The sequence below is a fragment of the Leptolyngbya sp. FACHB-36 genome (assembly GCF_014695955.1).
GTDB lineage: Bacteria > Cyanobacteriota > Cyanobacteriia > Leptolyngbyales > Leptolyngbyaceae > FACHB-36.
This window is the reverse complement of sequence record NZ_JACJPG010000663.1, coordinates 1-9,201: the sequence shown is the minus strand read 5'-3', so window position 1 is coordinate 9,201 and position 9,201 is coordinate 1. Positions and strand designations below refer to the sequence as shown.

The 9,201-nt window shown below is 54.6% G+C and carries 11 protein-coding genes; 9 read left to right on the top strand and 2 right to left on the bottom strand.

Annotated elements, in window-relative coordinates; genetic code table 11:
- A partial coding sequence (locus H6F43_RS20775; RefSeq protein WP_190345048.1) for a PQQ-dependent sugar dehydrogenase occupies nucleotides 1-1,035 on the top strand: 1,035 nt, incomplete at its 5' end.
- A gap of 145 nt (nucleotides 1,036-1,180) precedes the next feature.
- Here H6F43_RS20775 and H6F43_RS20770 read toward each other — a convergent pair.
- Nucleotides 1,181-2,008: an ABC transporter ATP-binding protein gene (locus tag H6F43_RS20770; protein WP_190345050.1), complete on the bottom strand. Its 828-nt coding sequence runs from the start codon at nucleotides 2,006-2,008 to the stop codon at nucleotides 1,181-1,183.
- Between the two features lie 25 nt (nucleotides 2,009-2,033).
- The gene (locus H6F43_RS20765; RefSeq protein WP_190345046.1) at nucleotides 2,034-3,185 is read right to left on the bottom strand and encodes a branched-chain amino acid ABC transporter permease; all 1,152 of its coding nucleotides are present in this window, start codon (nucleotides 3,183-3,185) and stop codon (nucleotides 2,034-2,036) included.
- A 181-nt stretch (nucleotides 3,186-3,366) separates the two neighbouring features.
- Here H6F43_RS20765 and H6F43_RS20760 point away from each other — a divergent pair, with 181 nt between their 5' ends.
- The 8 genes from H6F43_RS20760 to H6F43_RS20725 all read left to right on the top strand — a co-directional run.
- Nucleotides 3,367-3,579, top strand: coding sequence for a hypothetical protein (locus tag H6F43_RS20760; RefSeq protein ID WP_190345044.1), 213 nt, complete (start codon nucleotides 3,367-3,369; stop codon nucleotides 3,577-3,579).
- Between the two features lie 29 nt (nucleotides 3,580-3,608).
- Nucleotides 3,609-3,878 carry a cytotoxic translational repressor of toxin-antitoxin stability system gene (locus H6F43_RS20755; protein WP_190345042.1) on the top strand — a complete coding sequence of 90 codons (270 nt, stop codon included), beginning with the start codon at nucleotides 3,609-3,611 and terminating at the stop codon, nucleotides 3,876-3,878.
- Nucleotides 3,879-3,975: 97 nt separating this feature from the next.
- Entirely contained in the window at nucleotides 3,976-4,914 is a 939-nt protein-coding gene (locus H6F43_RS20750) for an NAD-dependent epimerase/dehydratase family protein (RefSeq protein WP_190345040.1), read from the top strand.
- Nucleotides 4,915-5,022: 108 nt separating this feature from the next.
- Nucleotides 5,023-6,219 carry a F420-0:Gamma-glutamyl ligase gene (locus tag H6F43_RS20745; RefSeq protein WP_190345038.1) on the top strand — a complete coding sequence of 399 codons (1,197 nt, stop codon included), beginning with the start codon at nucleotides 5,023-5,025 and terminating at the stop codon, nucleotides 6,217-6,219.
- A 118-nt stretch (nucleotides 6,220-6,337) separates the two neighbouring features.
- Nucleotides 6,338-7,645, top strand: coding sequence for a GNAT family N-acetyltransferase (locus H6F43_RS20740; RefSeq protein ID WP_190345037.1), 1,308 nt, complete (start codon nucleotides 6,338-6,340; stop codon nucleotides 7,643-7,645).
- Between the two features lie 12 nt (nucleotides 7,646-7,657).
- Nucleotides 7,658-8,167, top strand: a complete 510-nt coding sequence (gene ruvX / locus H6F43_RS20735) for a Holliday junction resolvase RuvX (protein WP_190345035.1) — start codon at nucleotides 7,658-7,660, stop codon at nucleotides 8,165-8,167.
- A gap of 66 nt (nucleotides 8,168-8,233) precedes the next feature.
- On the top strand, nucleotides 8,234-8,788 hold the full coding sequence (locus H6F43_RS20730; RefSeq protein WP_190345033.1) for a DUF3727 domain-containing protein: 555 nt from the start codon (nucleotides 8,234-8,236) through the stop codon (nucleotides 8,786-8,788).
- 66 nt (nucleotides 8,789-8,854) lie between these two features.
- On the top strand, nucleotides 8,855-9,201 hold a 347-nt coding region (locus tag H6F43_RS20725; RefSeq protein WP_190345031.1), incomplete at its 3' end, for an endolytic transglycosylase MltG.

Below are 9,201 nucleotides of genomic sequence, written 5' to 3'. Positions count from 1 at the left end.
TCTCAACCAGTAGACCTCGTGAATGCAGGCGACGGGAGCGGACGCTTGTTTGTAGTCGAGCAAGCCGGACAGATTCGGATTGTGCAGGGCGGCACCGTACAAAACACGCCGTTTCTAGATATCCGCGATCGGGTCCTCAACAACGGCGAACAGGGACTTCTTAGCCTTGCCTTTCCGTCAGACTATGCCGCGAAGCGGCGCTTCTACGTCTACTACACCAATCCATCGGGTAATCTGGTGCTCTCTCGCTTCCAGCTACAAGCTAATTCAGAGGTGGGCGATCCAGCCACTGAGCAAGTTCTCTTCTCTGTTCCTCACCCCACGTATACAAACCACAACGGCGGTAAACTCGCGTTCGGTCCCGATGGCTATCTCTACGTCGGTTTAGGCGACGGCGGCGGTAGTGGCGACCCGCTCGGAAATGCACAGAATCCTGCAACGCTGCTGGGTAAGCTGCTGCGATTGGATGTCGAGTCTCCCGGCGTAACGACCTACGCCATTCCCAGCAACAATCCGTTTACTGCTGCCAACGATCCGAGCGATCGCGTTCGGGATGAGATTTGGGCATCGGGACTGCGAAACCCGTGGCGGATTTCGTTCGATCGTCAGACGGGCGATCTCTACATTGCAGATGTAGGTGAGCGCGCGCGCGAAGAGGTGAACCTGCAACCCGTTACCAGTCGTGGGGGTGAAAACTACGGCTGGAATATTTCGGAGGGAACGCTCCCCTTCTCCAGCGGCGACAGCACGGGCTTCACCTTGCCCTTGGTGGAATACGACCACTCGCAAGGGCGATCGATTACAGGTGGCTACGTCTATCGCGGAGCTGAGTATGCCGGACTGCAAGGAGCCTACGTCTACGGCGATTTTATTACGGGTAGAATCTGGGGCGTCCGCCGCACGCAAACTGGAGTCGAGAACAAGCTGCTGCTAGATTCACCTTATAATCTTTCCACGTTTGGCGAAGACCAGCAGGGAAATCTCTATGCCGTCGACTTCAGAGGTGGCATCTACCGAATTACAGTGCCCACGTAGGGCGCGATCGCTGAATTTGATTCATCGAGTAGGGTCATAGGTGGTCTACCTATGACCTGTGACTTTCTTTGGCGCAGTACCGTAGGCGATCGTCCCCTAAACCCCGACAGCTACCCAAACAGGACGTTTCTGCTTGAGTATGCAACTACTGACCCAGGTACGCCTCCAGCACTTGAGAGTTCGTCTGAATTTCGCTGGGCGTACCGCTAGCGAGGTTGCGTCCTTCTGCCAGCACCCAGACGCGATCGCACAGCGACATAATTACATCCATATTGTGCTCGATGATCAGAAACGTCATGCCCTCGCGGTTCCAGGACTGGATGCGATCGCAAATTTGATTGATCAGCGTTGGGTTGACTCCTGCGGCAGGCTCGTCCAGCAGAATCAGCTTTGGGTTGGACATCAGCGCTCGACCCATTTCCAGCAGCTTGCGCTGTCCGCCCGAGAGCGCACCCGCATATTCATTCGCCATGTGGGCCAGCCCGATCGACTCCAGAATCGCTAGGGCGCGATCGCGCTGCTGACGCTCTTCCGCCATGATTTGCTTGTACCGGAACCACGTGCCCCAGAAGCGTTCACCGGACTGCTGCTGAGTTGCCAGCAGCAGATTCTCCATTACCGACAGGCGAGACAGCACCCGTGCCACCTGAAACGTACGAATCATGCCGCGCTGGGCAACTTCGTGCGGCTGCAACATCTGAATGGGTTCACCATCAAACAGGACACGCCCTTTGTCGGGGCGAATAAAATTCGACAGCAGATTAAACAGCGTGGTTTTTCCGGCACCGTTCGGTCCGATCAGTCCAGTGATGCTGCCTTTGGCAACTTCGATCGAGGCATTGTCCACTGCCCGCAGTCCACCAAAGCTTTTCACCAGCCCGCCTGCTGCCAACAGCGGCAGTTGCAGTCCGGTGGGTGCATCCTCAACTTCCGCTAGGATGTCGTTCAACGGTTGGTTTGGGGCGTTTGCCATCGCGTCCGCGTCGGGCGAGTGGGATTCATCGACCAAGGGTGAGTTCCTCCTTTTTGCCTAAAATGCCTTGCGGTCGCAGCATCATCAGCACGATTAGCAGCACGCCGATTAGCATGATCCGAAACGCGCCGAGTCGAGCATCATCCACTTGAGCAGGAATCGCGGGAATCACCGTGTGCAGCGTCCGAACGAGATCCGGCAAGAATCGGGTGACGGTGAAGTACGCCCAGAACACGACTGCCCCCAAGATGGTACCCACGTTGTTTCCGGCTCCGCCCAGCACAACGATCGTCCAGCCGTAGAACGTAATCAGGGGCGCAAAGTTCTCTGGATAAACGGTGCTAAGCTGCCATGCGAATAGCGCACCTGCAATTCCGGCAATAAAGCCACCCAGCATCAGCGATTGCAGCTTGTACCAAAACACGTTTTTGCCCAGCGCTTTGGCAACTTCCTCGTCTTCGCGGATTGCCTTTAGCACACGACCCCAGGGCGATCGTACCAGCCACTCCAGTCGCCAAAACACCAGCGCCAGCACCACCACCGACACCAGCATCAAGCCGTTGCGGGCAGGATTCTGCGAAAAGTTGTACAGCGCCACCGCGCAAACACCGTAGAGAAACAGCCCAAACGTAGCGCAGGCGATCGTCAGCAGCAGCGTCGGCTCTCTAAACCAGGTGTGAGCGGGAATCTTCCGCAGGCGTCGCTGCACCCAGCGCCACAGTTGCCAGTATGCCAATCCCACAATGACGGTCAGAATGCCGATCATGGCATAGCGACTGAGCAGCGTCGGACGAAACGTCTCCAGCGGTAGTGGAAAGTTCTGAACACCAAACGAGCCGCGAGTGAGCCATTCCTCGTTAAGCGCCACCAGCCGCAGCACTTCCGAGACACCGATCGTTACGATCGAGAGGTAGTCTTCTCGCAAACGCAGTGTGGCAAACCCAATCAGCAAGCCGAGAAACGCTGCCAAAGCCGCTCCTATCAGCACAGCAACCGCCAGCGGCACGTTTTGCAGACTCAGCAGCACCGTGGCATAGGCGCCGATCGTCATAAACGCCACATGTCCAAAATTAATCAATCCTGTAAACCCCCACTGAAGATTTAGCCCCAGACTAAATAGGGCATAGATCGCCGTGAAGATTACTAAAGAGACGTAGTAGCCGACGTTTTCAGCCATGCAAATTCGAGAAGGATAGGCTCAGGATTGTATCCTACCAAGCAACGCCAACTAGTAGCGATCGTCTGGCTACATCCCAGACAGCGAATAATGCGGTACACCCAGCGACTCAATCATCAACTCATTGCAATCTCACCGTCTCAACTGGGCAATCTAGCAATATTGTTGCGATGCAAGCCCTATGACGCTGCTAAAACATCGAGCACATCAATTCATCGATCGCCTCTCGGAGAGAGAATTGACCGACTTGTGGGGCGTTCTCACTGAAGCGTACTACGACCTGCACATGCTGCAAGCAATTTATGCCTCGAAGCAGATTCTGCAACCAGGAGACACGTTTACCCGCGAAGAAGCCCTGCGCTTCTTACTTCATGCATCCAAACCTAACTCATGAGAAGTTCACACCACTCTTCAGCGCGGAAAATGCACGCCCTCGTCGGGCACGATATCCGGTACGAGCGATCGTTCCTGTTAGATCTGAAAAACCTGCCCCCCGCTGGCTTCGATCTCGTCCGACAATTTGCGTTTCAAGACTTCTACGACCTGATTTTGCTGCATGACCTGAGCGAGTTTCGTCAACTCGACACCAGTGGCATGTTCTACCGCTTCACGATCGACCACTACTTAATAAGCCTTGAAATTGCAGGTCGTCTGGTCAAGTTTCTGCGCGTCCTGCCAAAACCACAACTCTAAATGATGAATTTTGAATTCATCATTTTGAATTTTGAATTCTTTCTCTCCCCCCTCACCGCATAAGATAAGGAATCAGTGCAGTTGGGAGGGGCGAGTGGTGCAAATACTCATCATGGGTGGGACACGATTTATCGGCGTCTACTTGACTCGCATCCTGGTGGAGCAAGGGCATGAGGTGACGTTGTTCAATCGCGGCAATAAACCAGCGCCAGTCGAAGGTGTGCAGCAGATTCAGGGCGATCGCACCGACGCCGCTGTGCTCAAAGAAAAACTGGCTAACCGAGAGTTTGATGCAATTTTTGACAACAATGGACGCGAACTCAGCGACACGCAGCCGTTGGCAGAAATTTTTCAAAACCGCGTGCAGCACTTCATCTACATGAGTTCTGCTGGGGTTTACCTTAAATCGGATCAGATGCCGCACATCGAAGGCGATGCGGTTGATCCAAAGAGTCGGCACAAAGGCAAGCACGATACCGAAATCTATCTTGCCGAACACGGGCTTCCGTTTACGTCGATTCGACCGACCTATATTTACGGTCCGCAAAACTATAACGATCTGGAAGCCTGGTTTTTTGACCGGATTGTCCGCGATCGTCCTGTTCCTATTCCCGGTCACGGACAGCACTTCACTCAGTTTGGGCACGTCAAAGACTTGGCGCAGGCGATGTCACACGTGCTAGGAAACTCAACGGCGACCCAGCAAATTTACAACGTGTCGGGCGATCGCGCCGTCACCTTCGATGGACTGGCTCGTGTCTGTGCCGCAGCAGTAGGGAAGTCTCCAGACGACGTAAAAGTTGTCCACTATGACCCCAAGAAGTTCGACTTTGGCAAGCGCAAAGCCTTTCCAATGCGGGCGCAGCACTTCTTCGCGTCGATCGAAAAAGCCAAGGCTGAGTTGAACTGGACGCCTGCGTATGATTTACTGTCTGGGCTAAAAGACTCGTTTCAAAACGACTACCTCGCGTCCGGACGAGACCGAGCAGAGGTCGATTTCTCAACCGATGACGAAATTTTGGCAGTCAGTGTTTAGGTGTCAGTTATCAATCGCTAATTATTAGCGGTTCACCGGAATCACGAATCGTTCTAATTTAATGACGGATAACTAGCCGCTAACAGCAATCGCGAACAAACAGAGCTCATGGGAACCCTAGAAAGTATTGTGATAGGTATTGTTGCAGCGATCGTCCTGCTGGTGGCGCTGGCGCTGCTGGCGATCGAGCTTCAGTTCCGTCGCCGACCCGGAAATCGATTAGAGTTGACCTCCGAGAACTGGGAGCTAGAAGTCTACGAGCCTCAGCACTACGTCATTGCGGGCGAAATGACATTTTGCAACCGGACGCAGCGACTAGAAATTATGGTGCCGGAGGTGCGGACAGAGGTGAAGCTGCTGTCGTCGGGCACATTGGACGGCATTACCACCACCGCTCGCGTGATTCCGCGCCACAAAGACGCAGGACCGCGACCTGATGATTATTGGTACGGCTACATCGTCAAAGTCGGTAAGGTCGATCCACTAGAAGTCGTGGTGGACATTCAGGGACCGGATTTGAGCCAGTTGACGATCGCCTGGGTGCAGATCCACTACATCACCTATGGTCCACAGGGACGCGTTCCCAATACTCGCCATGTCATTGTGCCGCTGAAGTTTCCGGCTCCAGAGGACTCGAAAGCGTGGCGACCTGCCACTAATGCCGACGTGCTGCCGATTCGGACGCATTTGCTGACGCCGCTGGATCATCCTGTAGAAGTGGTTAAGCGCTACGTCCTGCCCCATGCCCAACCCGGAGACGTGGTGACGATCGGGGAATCTCCCGTAGCGATCATGCAAGAGCGCTTCCGCCATCCCAGCGAGCTCAAGCCCGGATGGGTCGCTCGGCGTTTGTGCTACTTGTTTCTGCCGACGTCAAGTTTGGCAACGGCCTGCGGGCTGCAAACGCTTGTGGACATTGTGGGACCAACGCGAGTGCTGTTCGCCTTTTTGGCGGGGTCTGTTGCTAAGGTTTTGGGCAAACCGGGTGTCTTTTACCAGCTTGCTGGAGAGCAAGCCCGCTTGATCGACGACGTAACAGGGACAATTCCTCCCTACGACCAGTTCATTGTTCTGGGTCCGGCAAACCCGCAGCAGATCGTCGATCAGATTCGCCGCGAAACTGGTTTGTCAGCCGCGATCGTCGATGTGAACGACCTTAGAGCCGTTAAGATTTTGGCGGCTACCTCCGATATTGAATCTGACTTTCTTAAGCAGGCATTGCTTAAGAACCCCGCCGGAAACGCGGATGAACAGACGCCTGTTGTTCTCGTCCGCCCCGCCCCTAGCAAAGAACGGCTTCTCTAGCTCACGTTCCCCACCGCGATCTACGCTTCTAGGAGTAGGGTTTGCGAAATAAACCGTCTAGAATGTAAGTTGAGCATTTCGTGTTTTCTCGATCGGTGAATCTCACCGCAGTTGAATAATGACTCAAGCTCCTACCGAAACCACTCAGATTGTTATCCGCCCCGTTCAGTACCGGGATCTAGAGGCGGTCGAGCGGCTGTCGGAGGAAGGGTTTGAGACGGATGGAATTAGCTGCTCAGTTGATCCAGACCGTTCAGCGCAGCGGTTGCGGTTGCGATCTTGGTCAGGGCTACTGCGGATGATGAGCCTGCTGGTTCTTCCGTGGCAGTATGTATTCTGCGCGTGTGTTGCAGGGCAAGACCATAAGCTTCAGGGCATGATTCGCGTCTCGCCCTTTAACCGCACTCGCAGCACGTGGCGGGTCGATCAGGTCGCGCTCGATCGCAGTGCCACGGTGACCGAAGTTGACGCTTCCCAAGCGCCAAGTCCCCGTTCGCCGCTGCTATCGAACGTAGGTTCCCAACTGCTGCGTCACTGCTTCACTACAATCTGGGAAGCGCGCACTTGGCTGCTAGAAGTTAACATCAACGACAAAGACGCCTTAGCACTCTATCGGCAGAACGGCTTTCAACCGCTGGCGCATATGACCTACTGGGCTCTTGCTCCCGAGCGGCTGCAAGACTTATCGGAGCGAGAGCCAGATTTGCCGAACCTGCTGCCCGTCAGCAATGCAGATGCCCAGCTACTTTATCAACTGGACACGGCATCCATGCCGCCGCTTGTGCGTCAGGTGTTTGATCGCCACATCTCGGACTTCAAAACGAGTCTGTTTCGTTCGCTGCTCGACGGAGTTAAAAACTGGCTTAGCCACACCGAAGTCGTTAGCGGCTACGTGTTTGAGCCACAGCGGAAAGCCGCGATCGGCTACTTCCAAATCCGCCTCAGCCGCGATGGATCGCACCCCCACCAGGCGCAACTTACGGTGCATCCCGCCTACACCTGGCTGTATCCTGAACTACTAGCGCAGATGGCGCGTATCACCCAAGACCTGCCCACCCAGCTTCTCCAGCTTGCCTCCTCGGACTATCAGCCGGAGCGAGAAGAGTACCTGGAGCGGATTGGCGCCGATCGCATTGCTCACACGCTAATGATGTCGCGATCAGTCTGGCACAAGCTGCGGGAATCGAAACCTGGCGCGCTAGAAGGACTGCAACTGTCTGAGGTGCTGCAAGGGCTGAAGCCAGCTCGTAAGCCAGTACCCAGCCGGATTTCTCTGCTGCGATCGATCCGCAATCCCGCTCAGACTGAAACCAAGCCGGATGGGAATCCAGCGTCGCCGCCTGATGTAGCCGGACGAAACGGAACACCGCTGCTGAACCTGCCCACTGATCTGTCTGACTCTCCACCAGAAGGACCGTGCTGTTAGGGGTGGGGGCGAATGCCAATTTCTGCACTAGGACTAGACGTTGGTAAGCGGCGAATTGGCGTGGCAGGCTGCGATGGCACAGGCTTAATTGCAACGGGGCTGACGACGATCGAGCGCAAATCCTTTGAATCGGTGCTGGCGCAGCTTCGACAGCTTGTAGCAGAGCGACGAGTGCAAGTTCTAGTGGTCGGGCTGCCCTATTCGATGGATGGAACGCTAGGGTTTCAGGCTCGACATGTGCAAAAATTTGCTAACAGTATGGCTGCTGCGCTGCATCTGCCACTAGAGTTTGTCGATGAACGGCTGACGTCGTTTCATGCAGAACAGCTCCTGCAAGCGGAAAACATTTCTCCATCGCGGAATAAAGGGTTGATCGATCGCAAAGCTGCGTCCCTGATTCTGCAACAATGGTTAGATGAGCGTCGCCAGCGCATGCAGCCTGCCCAACGGTCTGAAGCCTTTCAGCCAGATGCAGCAACTGCTACCGTGAGCGGATTAGTCGCTGACCCAGATGAAGCGTAGAATCATCCCAGTTCTAAATCGCTACACGAAACTAATAATGACTGATCGAGATTAGGAGAGTTTGAGATGCATGACGACGACCTGGAAATGGATGTAGAGATGGTCACAATTAAGGACGAAGCGGGGCGAACGATCGCCTGCACCATTGAGCATTCCGTAGAAGTGGAAGGTGACGAGTACGTGCTGCTGCTGCCGATCGATTCACCCGTCGAAATTTTTGCGTGGCAGGAAAACGGCAGCGATGAAGAGGCGATTCCGGTGGACGACGAAGCTGATATTGATCGGTTATTCTCGATCGCTAAAGCAGTACTAGAAGAGCAAAACCTCAACCTCAAACGAACTGCTGTCACGCTCACGGTTGAAGGGGAGCTGCCCGAATACGAGGACGAAGACGAATTGCTAGAAGGGGAGAACTCAGATGACCAAGAAGAGCTACAATTCTTGGCAAGTTTTTACCACGAGGAGCAAGAGTTTGGCATCTACGCCCCGCTCGATCCGTTCTTTATTCTGGCGCGGATGAACGAGGATGATCAGCCACAATTACTGACGCAAGCGGAATTAGAGAAATTAGAGCCAATCTTGCCGATGATCGAGGATCAGCTACTTGATCAGTTTGAGTAGTTTTGGTCGGTGGCGATCGATGCCTTGTGATGTGCTTTCTGCGTGCGCTACCTAAGCCATTCCATTATGAAACGTGTTCAACAGCTTTCCAAGTGGTTCATTGGTTTGATGATCCTTGCGGTTTTAGCCGGATCGACCTGGCAAAGTTGGCGCTGGTGGACGTGGGCGATCGCGCCGATCGCCCCGGTCTCGGCGTCCGAAAAGCTCGTTACGCTAAATATTCCTCAGGGGACAACAGCTCAAGAGATTGGTAAAGACTTGCAGGCATTGGGGTTAATTCGCTCTACCAACGCTTGGGATCTGTGGGCACGCTGGCTCGCGCTTAAACAGCCAGACGGCGGCTTCAAAGCTGGCACGTATGAAATCGCGCCGACGGAGTCTTTGCAGGCGATCGCCGCCAAAATCTGGACGGG

Excerpts from the sequence above, each read along its gene's own strand:
- H6F43_RS20770 (WP_190345050.1), bottom strand. The coding sequence starts at position 2,008 with ATGGCAAACGCCCCAAACCAACCGTTGAACGACATCCTAGCGGAAGTT.
- H6F43_RS20765 (WP_190345046.1), bottom strand. The coding sequence starts at position 3,185 with ATGGCTGAAAACGTCGGCTACTACGTCTCTTTAGTAATCTTCACGGCG.
- H6F43_RS20760 (WP_190345044.1), top strand. The coding sequence starts at position 3,367 with ATGACGCTGCTAAAACATCGAGCACATCAATTCATCGATCGCCTCTCG.
- H6F43_RS20755 (WP_190345042.1), top strand. The coding sequence starts at position 3,609 with ATGCACGCCCTCGTCGGGCACGATATCCGGTACGAGCGATCGTTCCTG.
- H6F43_RS20745 (WP_190345038.1), top strand. The coding sequence starts at position 5,023 with ATGGGAACCCTAGAAAGTATTGTGATAGGTATTGTTGCAGCGATCGTC.
- H6F43_RS20740 (WP_190345037.1), top strand. The coding sequence starts at position 6,338 with ATGACTCAAGCTCCTACCGAAACCACTCAGATTGTTATCCGCCCCGTT.
- ruvX (WP_190345035.1), top strand. The coding sequence starts at position 7,658 with ATGCCAATTTCTGCACTAGGACTAGACGTTGGTAAGCGGCGAATTGGC.
- H6F43_RS20730 (WP_190345033.1), top strand. The coding sequence starts at position 8,234 with ATGCATGACGACGACCTGGAAATGGATGTAGAGATGGTCACAATTAAG.